This is a genomic window from Pseudomonas sp. GW531-T4 (genome assembly GCF_017349615.1).
In the GTDB taxonomy this organism is placed as follows: Bacteria; Pseudomonadota; Gammaproteobacteria; order Pseudomonadales; family Pseudomonadaceae; genus Aquipseudomonas; species Aquipseudomonas chlororaphis_I.
The window spans coordinates 20,772-38,862 of record NZ_JACMZT010000008.1 but is presented as its reverse complement, the minus strand read 5'-3'; the positions used below and the strand labels follow the sequence as shown (position 1 = coordinate 38,862).

The 18,091-nt window shown below is 63.3% G+C and carries 20 protein-coding genes; 9 read left to right on the top strand and 11 right to left on the bottom strand.

All coding sequences use genetic code 11. The annotated features are described in order from the left end of the window. Nucleotides 1–75: 75 nt before the first annotated feature. The gene (locus tag J4D28_RS08360; RefSeq protein WP_009047144.1) at nucleotides 76–1,881 is read left to right on the top strand and encodes a sodium:proton antiporter; all 1,806 of its coding nucleotides are present in this window, start codon (nucleotides 76–78) and stop codon (nucleotides 1,879–1,881) included. Between the two features lie 69 nt (nucleotides 1,882–1,950). On the opposite strand, the gene J4D28_RS08355 is transcribed toward J4D28_RS08360, so the two are convergent. The 6 genes from J4D28_RS08355 to ffh all read right to left on the bottom strand — a co-directional run bounded on the left by J4D28_RS08355 (nucleotide 1,951) and on the right by ffh (nucleotide 6,025). Continuing rightward, nucleotides 1,951–2,364 (bottom strand): acyl-CoA thioesterase, encoded by a 414-nt coding sequence (locus J4D28_RS08355; protein WP_007927676.1) that lies wholly within the window; start codon nucleotides 2,362–2,364, stop codon nucleotides 1,951–1,953. A 91-nt stretch (nucleotides 2,365–2,455) separates the two neighbouring features. Beyond that, on the bottom strand, nucleotides 2,456–2,806 hold the full coding sequence (rplS, locus tag J4D28_RS08350; protein ID WP_009047143.1) for a 50S ribosomal protein L19: 351 nt from the start codon (nucleotides 2,804–2,806) through the stop codon (nucleotides 2,456–2,458). Nucleotides 2,807–2,851: 45 nt separating this feature from the next. Continuing rightward, nucleotides 2,852–3,604, bottom strand: a complete 753-nt coding sequence (gene trmD, locus J4D28_RS08345) for a tRNA (guanosine(37)-N1)-methyltransferase TrmD (RefSeq protein ID WP_007927678.1) — start codon at nucleotides 3,602–3,604, stop codon at nucleotides 2,852–2,854. Nucleotides 3,605–3,606: 2 nt separating this feature from the next. Beyond that, nucleotides 3,607–4,143 carry a ribosome maturation factor RimM gene (gene rimM, locus J4D28_RS08340; RefSeq protein WP_007927679.1) on the bottom strand — a complete coding sequence of 179 codons (537 nt, stop codon included), beginning with the start codon at nucleotides 4,141–4,143 and terminating at the stop codon, nucleotides 3,607–3,609. Nucleotides 4,144–4,148: 5 nt separating this feature from the next. Then, nucleotides 4,149–4,400 carry a 30S ribosomal protein S16 gene (gene rpsP / locus J4D28_RS08335; RefSeq protein WP_007927680.1) on the bottom strand — a complete coding sequence of 84 codons (252 nt, stop codon included), beginning with the start codon at nucleotides 4,398–4,400 and terminating at the stop codon, nucleotides 4,149–4,151. Between the two features lie 248 nt (nucleotides 4,401–4,648). Further along, the gene (gene ffh, locus J4D28_RS08330) at nucleotides 4,649–6,025 is read right to left on the bottom strand and encodes a signal recognition particle protein (protein WP_007927681.1); all 1,377 of its coding nucleotides are present in this window, start codon (nucleotides 6,023–6,025) and stop codon (nucleotides 4,649–4,651) included. Nucleotides 6,026–6,222: 197 nt separating this feature from the next. Here ffh and J4D28_RS08325 point away from each other — a divergent pair, with 197 nt between their 5' ends. From J4D28_RS08325 to J4D28_RS08315, 3 genes are all read left to right on the top strand, one after another. After that, nucleotides 6,223–7,035, top strand: coding sequence for an inner membrane protein YpjD (locus tag J4D28_RS08325; RefSeq protein ID WP_007927682.1), 813 nt, complete (start codon nucleotides 6,223–6,225; stop codon nucleotides 7,033–7,035). A gap of 12 nt (nucleotides 7,036–7,047) precedes the next feature. Then, on the top strand, nucleotides 7,048–8,286 hold the full coding sequence (locus J4D28_RS08320) for a transporter associated domain-containing protein (RefSeq protein ID WP_038630673.1): 1,239 nt from the start codon (nucleotides 7,048–7,050) through the stop codon (nucleotides 8,284–8,286). Nucleotides 8,287–8,680: 394 nt separating this feature from the next. Then, nucleotides 8,681–9,997 carry an MFS transporter gene (locus tag J4D28_RS08315; protein WP_028681724.1) on the top strand — a complete coding sequence of 439 codons (1,317 nt, stop codon included), beginning with the start codon at nucleotides 8,681–8,683 and terminating at the stop codon, nucleotides 9,995–9,997. Between the two features lie 76 nt (nucleotides 9,998–10,073). Here the strand turns inward: J4D28_RS08315 and purT are convergent, their stop codons facing one another. The 5 genes from purT to J4D28_RS08290 all read right to left on the bottom strand — a co-directional run bounded on the left by purT (nucleotide 10,074) and on the right by J4D28_RS08290 (nucleotide 13,355). Then, complete coding sequence (gene purT / locus J4D28_RS08310) at nucleotides 10,074–11,255, bottom strand: formate-dependent phosphoribosylglycinamide formyltransferase (RefSeq protein WP_009047140.1); 1,182 nt, start codon at nucleotides 11,253–11,255, stop codon at nucleotides 10,074–10,076. Between the two features lie 103 nt (nucleotides 11,256–11,358). Further along, nucleotides 11,359–11,826 carry a VUT family protein gene (locus J4D28_RS08305; RefSeq protein ID WP_016702731.1) on the bottom strand — a complete coding sequence of 156 codons (468 nt, stop codon included), beginning with the start codon at nucleotides 11,824–11,826 and terminating at the stop codon, nucleotides 11,359–11,361. A 129-nt stretch (nucleotides 11,827–11,955) separates the two neighbouring features. Continuing rightward, on the bottom strand, nucleotides 11,956–12,168 hold the full coding sequence (locus J4D28_RS08300) for a DUF1289 domain-containing protein (RefSeq protein WP_016702729.1): 213 nt from the start codon (nucleotides 12,166–12,168) through the stop codon (nucleotides 11,956–11,958). Then, on the bottom strand, nucleotides 12,168–12,689 hold the full coding sequence (locus tag J4D28_RS08295; protein ID WP_009047137.1) for a gamma carbonic anhydrase family protein: 522 nt from the start codon (nucleotides 12,687–12,689) through the stop codon (nucleotides 12,168–12,170). The genes J4D28_RS08300 and J4D28_RS08295 overlap by 1 nt, the downstream gene beginning before the upstream one ends. A gap of 66 nt (nucleotides 12,690–12,755) precedes the next feature. Beyond that, a complete protein-coding gene (locus tag J4D28_RS08290) occupies nucleotides 12,756–13,355 on the bottom strand; it encodes a CoA pyrophosphatase (RefSeq protein ID WP_009047136.1) in 600 nt (199 codons plus the stop codon). 413 nt (nucleotides 13,356–13,768) lie between these two features. Between J4D28_RS08290 and J4D28_RS08285 the strand changes: the two genes are divergently transcribed. The 5 genes from J4D28_RS08285 to J4D28_RS08265 all read left to right on the top strand — a co-directional run bounded on the left by J4D28_RS08285 (nucleotide 13,769) and on the right by J4D28_RS08265 (nucleotide 18,066). Further along, the gene (locus J4D28_RS08285) at nucleotides 13,769–14,320 is read left to right on the top strand and encodes an NUDIX hydrolase (RefSeq protein ID WP_009042316.1); all 552 of its coding nucleotides are present in this window, start codon (nucleotides 13,769–13,771) and stop codon (nucleotides 14,318–14,320) included. A gap of 48 nt (nucleotides 14,321–14,368) precedes the next feature. Next, nucleotides 14,369–14,872, top strand: a complete 504-nt coding sequence (locus J4D28_RS08280; RefSeq protein ID WP_009047135.1) for a murein L,D-transpeptidase family protein — start codon at nucleotides 14,369–14,371, stop codon at nucleotides 14,870–14,872. A 295-nt stretch (nucleotides 14,873–15,167) separates the two neighbouring features. Continuing rightward, nucleotides 15,168–15,899 carry a GntR family transcriptional regulator gene (locus J4D28_RS08275; protein WP_016702727.1) on the top strand — a complete coding sequence of 244 codons (732 nt, stop codon included), beginning with the start codon at nucleotides 15,168–15,170 and terminating at the stop codon, nucleotides 15,897–15,899. Between the two features lie 57 nt (nucleotides 15,900–15,956). Next, a complete protein-coding gene (gene nagA, locus J4D28_RS08270) occupies nucleotides 15,957–17,063 on the top strand; it encodes an N-acetylglucosamine-6-phosphate deacetylase (protein ID WP_016702726.1) in 1,107 nt (368 codons plus the stop codon). Beyond that, entirely contained in the window at nucleotides 17,044–18,066 is a 1,023-nt protein-coding gene (locus J4D28_RS08265; RefSeq protein WP_009047132.1) for an SIS domain-containing protein, read from the top strand. The genes nagA and J4D28_RS08265 overlap by 20 nt, the downstream gene beginning before the upstream one ends. The last annotated feature ends 25 nt before the right edge of the window (nucleotides 18,067–18,091 follow it).

Sequence of the window (18,091 nt, the reverse complement as noted above, 5' to 3'; positions counted from 1 at the left end):
CGCAAATAAATAGTGAACTGTGCAGAGGGTCGCTAGTCTTTCATAGCCCGCTATTTCAAGGAACAGGGAGCTTCAATGAACGAACAACAGATTCTGTTGGCCTTTGGCGGCATAGGCGTGGCGGCAGTGGGCTGCCAATGGCTGGCCTGGCGCCTGAAACTACCGGCCATTCTGTTCCTGCTGTTGAGCGGCATTCTCGCCGGCCCGGTCCTGGGCTGGCTCGATCCACAAGCGTTGTTCGGACCGCTGCTGATGCCGCTGGTGTCGCTGGCGGTGGCCTTGATCCTGTTTGAAGGCAGCCTGACCCTGCACCTGTCGGAATGGCGCGAGATCGGCAAGGTGGTGCACCGGCTGGTGACCATCGGCGCGCTTTCGACCTGGGCAGTGATCACCCTGGCCACCCATTGGCTGCTGGGCTTCGACTGGCTGCTGGCGCTGCTGTTCGGCACCCTGACCCTGGTCACCGGGCCCACCGTGATCGTACCCATGCTGCGGGTGGTTCGGCCCAAGGCGTCGATCGCCAACATCCTGCGCTGGGAAGGCATCGTCATCGACCCGATCGGCGCCCTGCTGGCGGTGGTGGTCTACAGCTTCATCATCGCCAGCGCCGAGGGCCAGGGCCTGCAGCACAGCCTGATGACCTTCGGCGGGGTGATTCTCTGCGGCAGCCTGTTCGGCATCGTCGGCGGCTGGGTGCTGGGGACCATCATGCGCCGCCAGTGGCTGCCGGAATACCTGCACAACCTGGCCACGCTGGCGGCGGTGCTGGGCATCTTCATCGGCGCCAACCAGGTGATGCATGAGTCCGGCCTGCTGGCCGTGACCCTGATGGGCATGTGGATGGCCAATATGAAGGACGTCGACGTCCGGCACATCCTGCACTTCAAGGAAAACCTCAGCGTGCTGCTGATTTCCGGGCTGTTCATCCTGCTGGCGGCACGCCTGGACCTCAATGCGCTGATCGCCCTGGGGCCGCTGGTGTTGATTCTGCTGCTGGTGATCCAGTTCATCGCCCGGCCCTTGAACGTGCTGCTATCCACCGCCGGCTCCAATCTGAACTGGCGCGAACGGGCCTTGCTGGCCTGGATCGCACCGCGGGGCATCGTTGCCGCGGCTGTCTCGGCGATCTTCGCCATTCGCCTGGACCAGGCCGGCCATGAAGGCGCGCTGCTGCTGGTGCCGCTGACCTTTGCCGTGATCATCGGCACCGTGGTGCTGCAAAGCGCCACCGCGCGGCCGCTGGCCCGCCTGCTGAAAGTCGCGGAACCGGCGCCGAGTGGCTTCCTGATCGTCGGGGCGAACGCTCCGGCGCGGACCATCGGCAAGGCCCTGCAACAACTGGGCAGTCGCGTGCTGCTGACCGATTCGAGCTGGGAAAACATCCGCGCCGCGCGCATGGACGGCCTGCCGACCTACTTCGGCAATCCGGCGTCGCAACACGCCGATGCCCATCTGGACCTGGTGGGGCTTGGCCATCTGCTGGCGCTGTCGCCCTCCGGCGAACTGAACACCCTGGCCTCCATGCGCTTCCGTCACGACTTCGGCCATCAGCGCCTGTTCGGCCTGGCCAACAGCCAGGAAAGCCGGCGCACCGACAAGCACCGGGCCAGCCATGAACACCGCGGGCATCTGCTGGGCAGCGAGGCGCTGTCCTACAGCAAACTGGCCAGCCTGCTGGGACAGGGTGCGGAGCTGTACAGCACCAACCTCACCGAAGGCTTTGGCTGGGAGGATTATCAGGCGCTGCACGGCGAACGGGCGACCCTGCTGTTCGCTCGCGACAGCAGCGGCTGGGTGCATGTGGTGACGCCGGGTAGCGCCCTCAAGCCCACAGCGGGCTGGACCCTGGTGGCGTTGATTCAGAAGGATATGGCGGCCTGATAGCCCATCGCGGGCAAGCCTCGCTCCTACAGAACGGTGAAATCCCGCAGGAGCGAGGCTTGCTCGCGATCAGTCGACAAACCCCGGCAGCACCGGCACCGGGCGCTTGTCGTCATCGATGGCGACAAAGCTGAACAGGCCGTGGATGGCTTTCTCCCGCCCATCGCAACTCATACTCTCGACGAAGACCTCAACCTCGACCTTGAGGCTGGTGTTGCCGACCTTCACTACCCGTCCCACCAGCTCGACGATGGAGCCCGCGGCAATCGGGTGATTGAAGTCGATACGGTCGGTGGACACGGTGACCAGCGGCAACCGGCAGAAACGGGTCGCGGCGATGAACGACACTTCGTCCATCCAGGCCAGCGCCGTGCCGCCAAACAGGGTGTTGTGGTGATTGGTGGTCGACGGGAATACCGCCTTGGTCACGCGGGTAACCGACAGCTCGGTCCGGCGTTGGATTTCTTGCTCGCGGGGGCTCATGGTTCTACTGCCTGAAACACACTTCGGGGATAAATGACGGGCAACAAAAAAGCAGCCCGTAGGCTGCTTTTTTCTGCATCGGAAGCTGGACTTAAGCCAGTTTTTCCTTGATGCGAGCTGCTTTACCCGACAGGTCACGCAGGTAGTACAGCTTGGCTTTACGTACGTCACCGCGACGCTTGACAGCCATGCTGTCGATTTGCGGGCTGTAGGTCTGGAAAGTACGTTCTACGCCAACACCGTTGGAGATTTTACGAACGGTGAATGCACTGTTCACGCCGCGGTTACGCTTGGCGATTACAACGCCTTCGAACGCTTGCAGACGGGAACGATCGCCTTCCTTCACTTTCACCTGAACGACAATGGTGTCGCCCGGGGCAAAGGCTGGGATCTCTTTGGTCATCTGCTCTGCTTCGAGTGCAAGGATGATTTTGTTGGTCATGCTGTGCTCCTAAGGTAAATCGTCGGATCTACCATCGATACGTTGTTAACTATCGTCCCGCTCGCGGATGTATTCCTCGAGCAGCTTCTTCTCTTCTCCAGAAAGCGAGCGGCTTTCCAGAAGATCGGCGCGTCGTTCATAGGTCCGACCAAGGGACTGCTGTAAACGCCAACGCCGGATGTGTGCGTGGTTGCCACTTAGCAACACGTCGGGAACACGCTGATCCGCATACACCTCCGGTCGGGTGTAGTGCGGGCAATCCAGCAGACCATCCGTGAAGGAATCTTCCTCCGCGGAATCCGCATGCCCTAAAGCTCCGGGCAGCAGTCGCGTAACCGCATCAATCAGGACCATCGCCGGCAGCTCGCCACCGGAGAGTACATAGTCGCCAATCGACCACTCTTCATCGACATGAGCTTCAATAAAACGCTCGTCAATGCCTTCATAACGACCGGCAATCAGGATCAATGCATCCTCATTCGCCAACTCGCGTACCGCCGACTGAGTCAGTTTGCGGCCTTGGGGCGACAGGTAGATCACCTTCGCGCCCTCCCCGGCTGCCTGCCTGGCCTGAACCAGAGCATCTTCCAGGGGCTTGATCTTCATCACCATGCCCGGGCCACCGCCAAATGGGCGATCGTCCACAGTGTGATGTCGATCCGTGGTGTAGTCTCGCGGATTCCAACAGGTCAGCTGCAAGAGCCCCTGTTTCACCGCGCGGCTGGTTATGCCGTAGTCGCTGATGGCGGAAAACATCTCGGGAAACAAACTGATCACTTCTACGCGCAGGCTAGCCACGTTCAGAAGTCCGCGTCCCAATCCACCTTCATCTCGCCCGCTGCCAGGTCGACGGCCAACACGCATTGCTCGGTATAGGGCAACAGGCGTTCGCGATCATCCAGGCTGCCAGCGCAAGGCTTGACCACCATTACATCGTTCGAGCCGGTCTCCAGCAGGTGATCGATCTTCCCGAACAGTTGTCCGTGAGTGTCGATGACCTTGAGACCTTGCAGCTGGTACCAGTAGTACTCGCCGTCGGTCAGTTCAGGGAACAGGTTGCGCGGCACGCAGATCTCATAACCGGCCAGAAGACGCGCTTCTTCACGATCATCGAGACCCTTGAGCTTTGCGACCAGGAATTTTTCATTCCCGCGTCCGCTGACCAGCTCAACCTGTTTCACGCTACCTTCGCGCTTGAGCGTCCAGGTTTTGTAATCCAACAGGTTTTTAATCGGATCAGTAAAGGAATAAACCTTCACTTCGCCGCGAACGCCGTGAACAGAGTAGATTTTGCCGATAACGATCAAATCATCAGCAGGAGCAGGCGTCGCGTTCATAGGGTTCAGGCTGCAGCCTTAGCCGATTCCTTCAACAGCTGAGCAACGCGCTCAGACGGTTGTGCACCAACGCTCAGCCAGTAGGCTACGCGCTCTTGGTTCACGGACAGGCGGACTTCTTGACCACGAGCGATCGGGTTGAAGAAGCCAACTTGTTCTTTGTGCGAACCGTCGCGTGGGTTGCGGCTGTCGGTCACGGTCAAGTGGTAAAACGGGCGCTTTTTGGAGCCGCCAAGGGCAAGACGGATTGTTAGCATGTGAACATCGTTCCTGTAGTCGGTGCTGCAAATCTAAATGCACAGCGGGCATGGGTGCCCGAAAGGCCGCATATTCTAAGGAATATCCGGACTTTTGCAAATGACTTTTTCCGGCGCCTACCGGCTGCCATCCAGATTTGCTATAGGGCCGTTGGCAACAACGGCGAGTCAGCTCCCGCCAAGCGCGGGTTTGCTGGAGGTCCCGCGTCCCCGCGGGAAACGCCGGCATGGCTGCCGGCGTGGATTCTTCAGATCTTCGGCATGCCGCCGCCGGGCAACATTCCGCCCATGCCGCGCATCATTTTCGCCATTCCGCCCTTGGCGGAGAATTTCTTCATCATCTTCTGCATCTGCTTGTGCTGCTTGATCAAGCGACCGATGTCCTGCACCTGGGTGCCGGAGCCCATGGCGATCCGACGCTTGCGCGAACCGCTGATCAGCTCAGGGTCGCGGCGCTCGGCCGGGGTCATGGAGTTGATGATGGCTTCCATCTGCTTGAACTGCTTCTCGGCCGCGCCCTGGGCATTGCCCATTTGCGCCAGGTTCACGCCACCGATATTCGGCAGCTTGTCCATCAGGCCACCGAGGCCGCCCATGTTCTTCATCTGTTGCAACTGATCGCGGAAGTCTTCGAGGTCGAAGCCTTTGCCTTTTTTCAGCTTCTTCGCCAGCTTGTCGGCTTTTTCCTTGTCGAGGGTCTGTTCGGCCTGCTCGATCAGGCTGAGCACGTCGCCCATGCCGAGGATGCGCGAAGCGATACGCTCAGGGTGGAACGGCTCGAGCGCTTCGCTCTTCTCGCCCATACCGATGAACTTGATCGGCTTGCCGGTGATCGCACGCACCGACAGCGCGGCACCGCCACGGGCATCGCCGTCGACCTTGGTCAGGATCACACCGGTCAGCGGCAGCGCGTCACCAAAGGCCTTGGCCGTGTTGGCGGCGTCCTGGCCGGTCATGGCGTCGACCACGAACAGGGTTTCCACCGGCTTGACCGCCGCGTGCAACGCCTGGATCTCGTCCATCATGTCGGCGTCGATGTGCAGACGACCGGCGGTGTCGACGATGACCACGTCGATGAACTTGAGCTTGGCTTCTTTAATAGCCGCTTCGGCGATCGCGACCGGCTTCTGGCTCAGGTCGGACGGGAAGAAGGTCACGCCAATGTCATTGGCCAGGGTTTCGAGCTGCTTGATCGCCGCCGGACGGTACACGTCGGCGGATACCACCATCACGCTCTTCTTCTTGCGCTCTTTAAGGAAGCGCGCAAGCTTGCCAGCGGTGGTGGTCTTACCGGCGCCCTGCAAACCGGCCATCAGCACGACGGCAGGCGGCACGGCGCTCAGGTTCAAATCTTCGTTGGCCGCGCCCATCAGGCTTTCGAGCTCGGCCTGGACGATCTTCACGAACGCCTGGCCCGGAGTCAGGCTGCGCGACACTTCAGTGCCGACGGCACGTTCCTTCACCGAGTTGACGAAGTCCTTGACCACCGGCAGGGCGACGTCGGCTTCGAGCAACGCCATGCGCACTTCGCGCAGGGTGTCTTTGATGTTGTCCTCGGTCAGCTTGGCCTTGCCGGTGACATGGCGCAGCGTCTGCGAGAGACGGTCGGTTAGGTTTTCAAACATGCGCGATCCTTTCAGGCCCTAAGTAGACCGAGGTAATGGCGGCTCGGGCCCCTTATATAAAGGGTGCTCCGTGGGCAGGTCGCGGATTATAGCGAAGACTGCGCGCGACGCACAGCCGCCGTCTGGTTGCGCGGTCTTTCGTGTGGTGGCGGTTCTATGCCAAACTCAACGACTTTCGGGCTTGCCTAACAGGATTTATGCTCCCCTTGTCACCCAGCTTGCTAACCACCCTCGCCGCCGCCTGTCTCTATGCCGCTGCGACCCTCTATCAAGGCACTCGTCTGGCTCAAGCCGCCAAGACGAACAAGCGCCTGCTGGTCTCGCTCGGCATCCTTGCCCTGCTCGCCCACAGCGCCAGCCTCCTGACCCACCTGATGACCCCCGTGGGCCTGGGCCTGGACTTCTTCAGCGCCGCCAGCCTGATCGCCGCCGCGGTGATTGCCCTGACCCTGCTGGCCTGCTCGCGCATTCCGGTGGAGAACCTGCTGGTCCTGCTGTTTCCGCTGGGGGCGCTGACCGTGCTGCTGGCGCAGTTCGTGCCCACCGGCACGGTGCCGGTGATCGACGAAGAACCGGGCATCCTCGCCCATATCCTGCTGTCGATCCTTGCCTACGGCATGTTCACCATCGCCGTGTTCCAGGCCCTGTTGCTGCTGGTGCAGGACCACCAGCTCAAGCACAAGCACCCGTCCGGGCTGATCAAGAACTTTCCGCCGCTGCAGACCATGGAAAGCCTGCTGTTCGGCTTCCTCTGGGCCGGCTGGACCCTGTTGTCGCTGTCGCTGATCTCCGGCTGGCTGTTCGTCGAGAACCTGTTCGCCCAGCACCTGGTGCACAAGACCCTGCTGGCGTGCCTGGCCTGGGTGGTGTTCAGCGTGCTGCTGTGGGGCCGCAACCGCCTCGGCTGGCGCGGACACAAGGCGATTCGCTGGACCCTGGCCGGCTTCTGCCTGCTGATGCTGGCGTACTTCGGCAGCAAGCTGGTCCGTGAATACATCCTGCATATCTGACGAGCGGCGATAATGGACAACCTGCCCATAGAGCCGATGCTCGTGGTCCTGGCCTTGCTGGTGCTGTGGTCGGGGCTGTTCACCGCCATCGAAGCCGCCCAGCAACACCTGCTGACCCTGCGCACCGCTTCGCGCTCCGGCGACAAACCGCTGGCGCGCCTGAGCTTCCCGCGCGACAGCCTGATTCTCTGCAACACCCTGTGCCGGGTGCTGGCGGTCATCATCAGCACCTTGCTGGCGCTCCTGCAGTGGGCGGAAAACGGCCCGTGGCTGGCCTGCCTGATCGCCACCAGCGTGTTGCTGGTACTCGCCGACTACCTCCCGCGCACCCTGGCTACCCGTTATCCGGACGCCATCCTCAGCCTGGGCAACACCCTGCTGGGCGTGCCGCTGAAGATCATCTACCCCGCGGCCTGGCTGCTCGACAGCATCAGCCAGCTGTTGCTGCGCCCCTTCAGCCGCAAGGCCGGCGCCGTCAAGCAGAGCGAAGACGAGCAGGCCGCCGACCCGGACGACGCCGAGGAACATGCCAACGGCCGCCCGCACCCGGTGTCGGGCATCCATGCCCTGGACAACATCACCGTCAATGACATCCTGGTGCCGCGCAGCGAAGTCGCCGGGATCAACCTGGACGAGCCCATCGGCGAGATCATCGAGCAGCTGCGCCTGTCCAAACGCACCCGCCTGCCGGTGTTCCACAGCGATATCAACCAGGTCGAGGCGGTTCTCAACACCCGCCAGATCCGCCACCTGCTACCGGATGCCAGCCTGACCAAAGAGGCCCTGCTGGCGGCCTGCCACGAACCTTACTTCGTGCCGGAAAGCACCCCGCTGCAGCTGCAACTGCTGAACTTCCACAAGCAGCAGCGCCGCCTGGGCATGGTGGTGGACGAGTACGGCGAAGTGCTGGGCATCGTTACCCTGGAAGACATCCTCGAAGAAATCGTCGGCGAATTCGAAAGCGAACACAGCCTCGACAACCCGCATATCCATCCCCAGGCCGACGGACGCTTTGTCATCGAAGGCGCTGCCTCGATTCGCGAGCTGAACAAGAGCCTGGGCTGGCACCTGCCCAGCGACGGCCCGAAAACCCTCAACGGCCTGGTCACCGAAGCGCTGGAGACCATTCCCGACAGCGCCGTCTGCCTGAAAATCGGCCGCTACCGCCTGGAAATCCTCGAGACCGAGGACAACCGGGTCAGCCGCGTGCTGATCTGGCACACCAAGCCAGGTGCTCCCTCGTCCCTGTAGCCGCTGCCGAGCCTGCGAGGCTGCGATCGATCTGGGCGGCATTCCGACGAAGCGGGCGCTAACCGGGATACAACAATCCGCCTGAAATACCGCGCCGCCTGGTTTTACGACGGCTGTGCCGCCGATCGCAGCCTCGCAGGCTCGGCAGCGGCTACAGGGCTACAGGGACAAGTCCTGCTTGTTGAATCGTTAGGGGCCTTCCTATAATCGATCCGCTTACCCAAGCCCCGCAGCACCCGCGTGCTACCCGCACCCAGCGGCTTCTGCCCTGCTCTGCCCGCTTCTGGCAGGCTGCGCTCCCACCCCGAGCCACGCCCGCGCCAAACCCACATCCCTGGGTGTTCGACCATAATAATTCGCTCCGATGGAGCACATGACTGTCAGGGATAACCGCATGACGACCAGCACCACTTACAGCGCCTCCGTGCCTGCCCAGCCGACCAACTCCGCCAGCCGCGTGGCCACCGCCAGCTTTATCGGCACCGCCATCGAGTTCTACGACTTCTACGTGTACGCCACCGCCGCCGCGCTGGTGATCGGCCCGGTATTCTTCCCGCAGACGTCCGGCACCGCGCAGATGCTCTCAGCCTTCCTGACCTTCGGCATCGCCTTCCTCGCCCGCCCCCTGGGCTCGGCGCTGTTCGGCCACTTCGGCGACCGGATCGGCCGCAAGTCGACCCTAGTGGCATCGCTGCTGCTGATGGGCGTGTGCACCACGCTGATCGGCGTGCTGCCCGGCTATGACAGCATTGGCGCCTGGGCCCCGATCCTGTTGTGCCTGCTGCGTTTCGGCCAGGGCCTGGGGCTGGGCGGCGAATGGGGCGGAGCCGCGCTGCTCGCCACGGAAAACGCGCCCAAAGGCAAACGCGCCTGGTTCGGCATGTTCCCGCAACTGGGGCCGTCGATCGGCTTTCTCGCGGCCAACGGCCTGTTCCTGACCCTGGCCATGAGCCTGAGCGACGAACAGTTCCGCTCCTGGGGCTGGCGGATTCCGTTCCTGCTCAGCGCCGCGCTGGTGCTGGTCGGCCTGTATGTGCGCCTGAAACTCCACGAAACCCCGGTATTCGCCAACGCCATCGCCCGCCAGGAACGGGTCAAGATGCCGCTGGTCGAGCTGTTCAGCCAGTACTGGCTGCCGGTATTGCTGGGTGCTTCGGCGATGGTGGTGTGTTACGCGCTGTTTTACATCTCGACGGTGTTCTCGCTGAGCTACGGCGTCGCGACCCTCGGCTACAGCCGCGAAACCTTCCTCGGCCTGCTGTGCTTCGCGGTGTTGTTCATGGCCGCGGCCACGCCGCTGTCGGCCTGGGCCAGCGATCGTTATGGACGCAAACCGGTGCTGATCATCGGCGGCCTGTTGGCGATTCTCTCCGGCTTCACCATGGAACCGCTGCTGACCCAGGGCTCGACCTGGGGCGTGGCGCTGTTCCTGTGCATCGAGCTGTTCCTGATGGGCGTGACCTTCGCCCCGATGGGCGCCCTGCTGCCCGAGCTGTTCCCGACCCACGTGCGTTATACCGGCGCGTCGGCGGCCTATAACCTGGGCGGCATTGTCGGCGCCTCGGCGGCACCCTTCTTCGCCCAGAAGCTGGTGGCGATGGGGGGCTTGAGCTGGGTCGGCGGCTATGTGTCGGCGGCAGCGGTGCTCAGCCTGATCGCTGTGCTGTGCCTGAAGGAAACGCGCAATAACGACCTGAATCAGGTCGATTGAAAGATCGCTTCGCGAGCAAGCTCGCTCCTACAAGGGCTGCGCCGAACCTGTAGGAGCGAGCTTGCTCGCGATACTTTTACAGCTCGACTACGACCGCCTGGGAAGCGCGGGTCGCCTTGGCCCGGGCGGCCTCGATCGACTCGTCGCGCGCCAGGGCCACGCCCATGCGGCGCTGGCCGTTGACTTCAGGCTTGCCGAACAGGCGCAGGGCCGTGTCCGGCTCGCTCAGGGCCGCGCCCAGGTTGGCGAAAGCGGTCTGGGTCGACTGGCCTTCCACCAGGATCACCGCCGACGCCGACGGGCCGAACTGACGGATCAACGGGATCGGCAGGCCGAGGATCGCCCGCGCATGCAGGGCGAACTGCGAAAGGTCCTGGGAAATCAGGGTCACCAGGCCGGTGTCATGGGGACGCGGCGACACTTCGCTGAACCAGACCTGATCACCCTTGACGAACAGTTCGACGCCGAACAGGCCACGGCCACCCAGGGCCTCGGTCACCGCCTTGGCCACGCGCTCGGACTCGGCCAGGGCTTTCGGGCTCATGGCCTGGGGCTGCCAGGATTCCTGGTAGTCGCCCTTCTCCTGGCGGTGGCCGACCGGCGCGCAGAAGGTGGTGCCGCCGACATGGCGCACGGTCAGCAGGGTGATTTCGTAATCGAAATCGATGAAACCCTCGATGATCACCCGGCCCTTGCCGGCGCGCCCGCCTTCCTGGGCGTAGTCCCAGGCCTTCTGCACGTCGTCGACACTGCGCAGCAGGCTCTGGCCCTTGCCCGAGGAACTCATCACCGGCTTGACCACGCAGGGGAAGCCCAGGTCGTCCACCGCCTTGCGGTAGTCTTCGAAGGTATCGGCGAAGTGGTAAGGCGAGGTCGGCAGGTCCAGCTCTTCGGCGGCCAGGCGACGGATGCCTTCGCGGTTCATGGTCAACTGGGCGGCACGGGCGGTCGGGATCACGGTGAACCCTTCGGACTCCAGCTCCACCAGGGTGGCGGTAGCGATGGCTTCGATTTCCGGCACGATGAAGTGCGGCTTCTCCGCCTCGATCACCGCACGCAGCGCGGCACCGTCGAGCATGTTGATCACATGGCTGCGATGGGCGACCTGCATCGCCGGCGCATTGGCGTAGCGATCCACGGCAATCACCTCAACGCCCAGGCGTTGCAGCTCGATCACCACTTCCTTGCCCAACTCACCACAGCCACACAGCAAAACGCGGGTCGCGGTTGGCGACAATGGAGTTCCGATACGGGTCATCTGAAGGTCCTCAAAAAGGAGCGGATCATCGAGGGTCGCGCACCAGGCGGGCGGCCCATGGGGAAGAAAGCGCGGCATTTTACATGAACCGCGCGCTTTGGCCTCAGCTGGCGCACGCCGCCTTGCGCACACGCCAGGCCATGGCCAGCCAGACCACGGTCACGCCAGCGAACTTCGAACCCAGCGCCGTGAGGATCACGCCCGGGGTCAAGGCGTCGATCAGTCCGAAAAAGATAAAGGTGTCCAGGGGAATGCTCAACGCCGAACTTATCCACAGGCGGTCGTGCAGCGGGCGCTTGGTGATGCTGAACACCAGCCAGTCGATGCACTCGGAGACCGCGAACGCCGTGGCGCTGGCCAGGGCGATGGCCGGGTCGGAGGTCACGTAGGACAGCACCAGCGCCACCAGCATGGCGACGAGCGCGCCATGGCCGAAGCGGGTCTGCACCATGTCCCGCAGGACGAACACCAGCCCGCCCCAGGCCGACCAGATGATGTCCAGGTGCGGAGCGGTGGAAAAGGCGTAGTTGATCAGCACGACACTGCCGATATAGGCGATCAGGAAGAGCATGGGGCGAAAAGTACCTGTCAGTAAGGCACACAGGGTACTTCAGGTGGGTGGGATGGACCAGACGGGAGCTGGCGCCGATACCGCGGGCAGGCTCGCTCCGGCTGGGGCGAGGCTGCTCGCGACAGCCGTTTAGCCGGACTGGGTACCGATCATCCACAGCAGCCCGCTGGACTTGGCGCGCTCATGACACAGCGCCAGCACCTCGCGGCGCTCGGCGTTGTCCATGCGGCTCCAACGGGTGATCTCGCTCACCGTGCGCTGGCAGCCAGTGCAGATATCGTCATCGTCCAGCGCGCAGATGCTCACGCAGGGCGAGGGAACGGGTTTTTCGGGGGTGGTCATTATTCTTGCTCGGCCAGGTCGCGGGCGTAACGCTGGGAATTATGCACATAGTGCGCGGCGCTGGCTTCGAGCATTTTCTTCTGTTGCTCGGTCAGCTCGCGGACCACCTTGCCCGGCGAGCCCATCACCAGCGAACCGTCGGGGATTTCCTTGCCTTCGCCGATCAGCGAATTGGCGCCGATGATGCAGTTCTTGCCGATCTTCGCGCCGTTGAGAATCACCGCGTTGATGCCGATCAGGCTGTAGTCGCCGACGGTGCAGCCATGCAGCATGGCGTTATGGCCAATGGTCACGCCGGTGCCGATGGTCAGCGGAAAGCCCATGTCGGTGTGCATCACCGTGCCATCCTGCACGTTGCTGTCCTTGCCGATCAGGATCAGCTCGTTGTCGCCACGCAGCACCGCGTTGAACCAGACGTTGGCCCCCTCCTCCAGCTTGACCTTGCCCACCAGCGTGGCATTGGGTGCGACCCAGCTTTGCGGATGGGTTTCGACGCGGGCGTCGCCCAGGCGGTATTTCATATTGTTGTCCTCAAGGCCAGGCAGGTTCAGGTACACAGCAGGGTTCAGGCCATACGAGCGATGGCTTCAAATATTGATAAAGCTTTTGGGCGGTTGGTGCAGGCTGATCTTGGCGTCATACAGCAGGTTGATCAGTTCGACGATCATGATCGCTGTCAGGCCCCAGATCTTGTACTCGCCGAAGCGGTAGCTCGGCACATACCAGCTGCGGCCCTGATAATCGATGCGGTGGGTATGTTCGCGCGGGTCCTGGCGGAAAAACTCCAGCGGCACGCTGAATACCGCGGCGATCTCGGCGTCATTGGCCAGGTACTCGACATAATCGGGAATCACCCCGACATAAGGCGTGACCTTGATCCCGTGCAGGGAAATCAGCGGGCTCAAAGGGCCGATCACTTCCACCAGCCCCGGGGGCAGGCCGATTTCCTCTTCGGCTTCGCGCAGGGCGGTAAAAACCAGGTCGGGATCTTCCGGGTCGCGGCGGCCGCCGGGGAAGGCTACTTCGCCGCCGTGGGTGGACAATCCTTTGGCGCGCAGGGTCAGCACCAGCTCGGGCTCGTCACTGCGGGTAATGGGCACCAGCACGGCGGCCTCGGGGAAACGTCGATCCGTCTCCAGCGGTCGCGGCGTATGGTTGCTTACCCGGTGCAGTAGCTCGTCCAGCATGAGTCTTCTCGGTCTGTGCGCTATTAGGGTCTGTTGACCTTTGGTGACGGCCGCGACGGGAGTCCACTTGGCGCAGGGCAAGGCGCGAGGAGCGTGGTTTGGTTGTTCCAAATAAGCTCCGAGCAACACAGCCCTGCGCCAAGTGGACCCCGTCCCTTCGGGTTGCGTGCCAAACTGCGCGAGGCTGCGTTGCGGGATTTGCCAAGGGAACAACCATTAGCGGCATCCCGCGCCTTGCCTCGCACAGTTTGGCCCAGCAACGCGGCTCGTCACCAAAGGTCAACAGACCCTATGCATCATGCACCAAACAAACCGACCGCCCAACCCCCGATCCACGCCATGTCGCGTAACGACAACTTGCCGACAAAGCCCCGTGCACGCCAAGATAGGCGCAGCCTTTTCGGATACCCAGCATGAAATTCTGCAGCCAGTGCGGTCACCCGGTCACCCAGCGCATTCCCGAAGGCGATTCGCGCCTGCGTTTTGTCTGCGACAACTGCCAGACCATCCATTACCAGAACCCGAACATAGTCGCCGGCTGCCTGCCGACCTGGGGCACCCAGGTGCTGCTGTGCCGGCGCGCGATCGAGCCGCGCCGTGGTTACTGGACGCTGCCGGCCGGTTTCATGGAGAACGGCGAGACCGTCGAACAGGCGGCGATTCGCGAGACGTTCGAGGAAGCCTGCGCCCGGGTCCGCAACCTGAGCATCTATACCCTGATCGACGTCCCGCACATCAGCCAGGTGCATGTCTTCTTCCGCGCCGAGCTGGCGGACCTGGATTTCGCCGCCGGCGAAGAGAGCCTGGAAGTCCGGCTTTTCGAAGAAGCCGACATTCCCTGGTCCGAGCTGGCTTTTCGCACGGTCGGACGTACCTTAGAATGTTTCTTCGCTGACCGGCGGAACGAGCAATACCCCGTGCGCTCCGAGTCCATTCCGCCCCTGGCTCAGCCGGCCCTCACTTAAACAACAAAACGTACGCGGCACCTGTGTACTCTTAGGGATATCGTTTCAATGCGCTGGTTGCTCGCTCTTTTCTGCTGCTCGGTTATCGCTGTCTCCCACGCTTCCGCGACGGATACCCTGGACGGCAAGGTCATCGAGAAAGTCCTGGTCCTCAAGTCGGCCCATCAGTTGCAACTGATCAACGACGGCAAACCCTTCAAAACCTACCGCATTTCCCTGGGCAAACAGCCCAAGGGGCCGAAGCTCATGGAAGGCGACAAGCGCACGCCGGAAGGCTTCTACTGGCTGGACTGGCGCAAGACCAGCGACCGCTTCAACCTGGCCATGCATATTTCCTACCCGAACATCAGCGATTCCGCGCGTTCGCGCCGCGAGGGCGTGGAGCCCGGCGGCATGATCATGATCCACGGCACCCCGGACAGCGAAGACTACCCCGAGCAGTACTTCCACACCCTGGACTGGACCGATGGCTGCATTGCCATGCGCAACGTCGACATGCGCGAAGTCTGGGGCCTGGTCCCGGACGGCACGATGATCGAAATCCGCCCCTGATTCCTCGCTGAAACGCCGCTAAAACACCTCAGTTACAAAAAAAATCGCAGGCCGCGCCGGCTTCGAAAGGTGAATACCAATTCCCCCTCGAAGAACCGCCGCCCCTGCGATTTTCGCATTCATGGCCAGACCGCCCTAATACCACTTTCCCAAACCAAGCCCGCCAACCCCCATAAAGCTCCCGTTCTCGCGCGCCATCGCCGTAGTACTGGCGTTGACATGGTATTTAAGTGGTATTAGTTTTCGCCACATTACCGGGCGACAACAAACCAATAACGCATCGGAACCTCGACAGATGAACCACATCCTGGCCCTGCGCCCCGACGATACCCAGCCGACCCCGCTGTACCTGCAACTGGCGCGCAACCTTGAAGCCGCGATCCATGCCGGCCAGTGGAAAGCCGAACAGGCCCTGCCCTCGGAACGCAACCTGAGCGAGATGCTCAACATCTCCCGCGTCACCGCGCGCAAGGCCCTGGAAGTGCTGTTCGAACAAGGCCTGATCCGTCGCAGCCAGGGCTCCGGCACCTTCATCACCCCACGCCTGGAACAACCGTTGTCGCGGCTGTCCGGCTTCAGCGAAATGCTCCGCCTCAAGGGCTTCGTCCCCGGCTCCCAATGGCTGGAGCGGGAAATCACCACGCCGACCCACGAAGAACTGATCCGCCTCGGCCTGTCGCCGAACGACAAGGTGGCGCGCCTCAAGCGCCTGCGCAAAGCCGACGACACGGTGATGGCGATCGAAATGAGCACCCTGCCGGCCTCGATCATTGCCCAGCCGGACGCCATCGGCGACTCGCTCTACGCCTACCTCGATGGCATCGGCCGCCCGGTGGTCCGTGCCCTGCAGCACATCCAGGCGATCAACGCCTCCGCCGAGTTCGCCGCCCTGGTGGGTATCGCCCCCGGCACCGCGATGCTGCTGATGACCCGTGTCGGCTACCTCGAAGACAACACCCCGATCGAAGTCACCGACACCTATTGCCGCAACGACTACTACGACTTCGTCGCCGAGCTGCGTCGCTAAACCAGGCCGCTGAGCCAGGCCGCCGAGTCGCCAAGAACCCGTCCCAGAGAGCAGCCCATGTCCGAATACAACATCCTCACCCCGCAAGGCTGGATTCGCGGCCACCTGAACCACCGGGACGGCAAGGTCACCGGCATCGAAGGCAGCCCCTGCGACCCAGCGGACAACGACCTGCCCTACCTGCTGCCAGGCTTCATCGACCTGCATGTGCACGGCGGCGGCGGCAAGGACATCATGGAAGGCGCCCCGGCGTTCGAGACCATCACCCGCACCCACGTACGCTTCGGCACCACCTCGCTGCTGGCCACCACCATGACCGCACCGACCGAGGAGATCACCCGGGTCTTGGGCGCCATCGGCGAATACTGCGAGCAGCGCCCCAGCGGCAGCGCCCGGGTGCTCGGCGTGCACCTGGAAGGTCCGTATATCAATCCAGGCAAGCTCGGTGCCCAGCCCAATTTCGCCCATACCGCGCTGATGGCCGAAGTCGAGGCCTACCTGCGCCTGGCACCGATCCGGGTGATTACCATCGCCCCGGAAATCGCCGGCCATGACGCGCTGATCCGCGCCCTCAGCGCCCGCGGCATCCGCATGCAGATCGGCCACACCCTGGGCAGCTACGAGGAAGGCGTGGCCGCGCTCGACGCCGGGGCCACCAGCTTCACCCACCTGTATAACGCCATGAGCCCGCTGCATCACCGCGAGCCGGGCATAGTCGGCGCCGCCCTGGCCCACGCCCAGTACGCGGAACTGATCCCCGACCTGCTGCACGTGCACCCCGGCGCCATGCGCGTGGCCCTGCGCTCGATCCCCTGCCTGTACTGCGTGACCGACTCCACCGCGGCCGCCGGCATGCCGGACGGCGAATACAAGCTCGGCAGCCACACCGTGACCAAATGCCTGGGCGGCGTGCGCCTGCCGGACGGCACCCTGGCCGGCAGCACCCTGACCATGGACCAGGCCTTGCGCAACCTGGTGAAGATCGGCCTGCCCCTGGCCGAAGCTTCGCAACGCTTGTCACAGTTTCCCGCCGATTATCTCGGCCTGGCCGAACGCGGGCGTTTGCAGGTCGGCAGCTGGGCCGACTGCGTGTGCCTGGATCGCTCACTCACACTGACCGCCGTCATGGTCGAAGGAGAAGACATTGACTTCAAAAATGCTTGAGGAGGCGCTGTCCTCTGCCGCGGCCGTCGAAGGCCAGTTGCAGCACCTGGACCCGCAACTGATCGAAGTGGCCGGGCGCCTGAACCGCCAGCCGCCGCAAGTGGTGATGACCGTCGCCCGCGGCAGCTCCGACCATGCCGCCAGCTACTTCGCCTACCTGACCATGCAGCAGCTGGGCTTCCCGGTCGCGTCCTTGCCGATGTCGGTGGTGACCATGCAACAGGCGCCGCTGCGGGTCAGCGGCCAGGCGGCATTCGCCTTTTCCCAGTCCGGGCAGAGCCCCGACCTGGTCAACAGCATGCGGCTGCTGCGCAAACGCGGGGCCTTGAGCGTGGCCATGGTCAACGCCCAGGACAGCCCGCTGGAAGCCGCCAGCGAGTTCTGCCTGCCGCTGCACGCCGGCGCCGAACGCAGCGTGGCGGCGACCAAGAGCTTTATCGCCACCCTCAGCGCCAGCGCCCGCCTGATCGCCCACTGGAAACAGGACGCGCAGTTGCTGGAAGCCGGCCTCGCCCTGCCCCAAGGGCTGCGCGAAGCCGCGATCCAGGACTGGAGCCCGGCCGTCGAGGCCCTGCGCGATAGCCAGCGACTGATGGTGATCGGCCGCGGCGCCGGTTTCGCCATCGCCCAGGAAGCGGCGCTGAAACTCAAGGAAACCTCGGCGATCCAGGCCGAAGCCTTCAGTAGCGCGGAAGTTCGCCACGGCCCGATGGCGCTGATCGGCGACAACTACCCGCTGCTGGTGTTCGCCCCACGGGGAGCGGAACAGGCCGGCCTGATCAGCCTCGCCGCCGACATGCGCCAGCGTGGCGCCCGAGTGCTGCTGGCGGCGCCGGACGACATCGCCGAGCGCGACCTGACCCTGAGCCGGGCCGAACACCCGGCGCTCGATCCGATCCTGGCGATCCAGAGTTTCTACGGCATGGCCGCAAGCCTTGCCGAGGCCCGCGGCATGGACCCGGACCAGCCACGGCACCTGAGCAAAGTGACCCGCACCCACTGAGCCTTTCCTTCAACGGATGAGTACT